This is a genomic window from uncultured Lacinutrix sp. (genome assembly GCF_947500325.1).
In the GTDB taxonomy this organism is placed as follows: Bacteria; Bacteroidota; Bacteroidia; order Flavobacteriales; family Flavobacteriaceae; genus Lacinutrix.
The window spans coordinates 1-989 of sequence record NZ_CANMRQ010000065.1 but is presented as its reverse complement, the minus strand read 5'-3'; the positions used below and the strand labels follow the sequence as shown (position 1 = coordinate 989).

The following is a 989-nucleotide window of genomic DNA, read 5'->3' as shown; positions in this document are numbered from 1 at the left end:
CAACAATATGTATAGAAAATGCTTATTTTAGTGCCAAACCAAAGGTCTGTGCTTTTTTGCTAGCTTCTGATTTTCCTGCGGAAAATCCTCGCACACAAAAATGCAAATTCCATACATCGAACGTTGTACAGCATTTGAAAAACCGCCAATGAAATTATCTGAAAACAATAAAAAATCACTTTTAGTTTCAATCCATCAATTGATTGAGGAAAATGCAAGTCATACTGTAAATGACCTTGAACACAAAAGAACAAACCGACTAATAAATTATCCTTCAAACGGAGGATTAACAGAATCAGAAAAATCGGAATTGGAAAAACTAGAAATCAATCCGACTTTAAAAAGTGCTTTGAGAAAAGTATTCGCTAGCAATACTGCTGACGTATTTTTCTCGGTACTAAATATCATAGACGGAACAGCAGACCCAACTGTTGAATTTGGAGAATGGGAAGAAGTTATGTTGGTTGACTTTGATGAGGAAAACGAAATGGATTCAATGCTTCATGACGACTTTTATGGAACATATTGGGATTGGAAAGAAAAAAGACCAAATCCTGGTTGGAAATTGGACTTGTTAGATGAATAAAAAACACTGTACAACAATGTATAACCGCAATTACGGCGGATTCGACTACGTCCGAATCCACGCGGAACTGCTAGCGTAAGTGCTTAACCGAAAAGTCTGCGTATATTAACCCGTAACTGACGGTTATACGAGACCGTTGTGCACAAGTGCTCACTCGAACTCAAAAAAGTGTATATTAAATGTAAAATAAATACTCTGCTCCTTTCTGATTTTACTCAATCTCTAAACGGATTTAAAACGCATTCAACCTTTTTAATCGGATATTACTCTTGCTTTTATACGCTGATTTTACTCAACCGCGTTTTCTGATTTCTCTCTTTATTGCGCAAAAATCGGATTGCAAAACTTTTAAAACATAAAATAACCTGTGCACAACAATATGTATAGAAAATGCTTATTTTAG

At 35.3% G+C, this 989-nt stretch carries 1 protein-coding gene; it reads left to right on the top strand.

The features are described from left to right. Positions 1-100: 100 nt before the first annotated feature. The gene (locus tag Q0997_RS20175; RefSeq protein ID WP_299892509.1) at positions 101-586 is read left to right on the top strand and encodes a hypothetical protein; all 486 of its coding nucleotides are present in this window, start codon (positions 101-103) and stop codon (positions 584-586) included. The last annotated feature ends 403 nt before the right edge of the window (positions 587-989 follow it).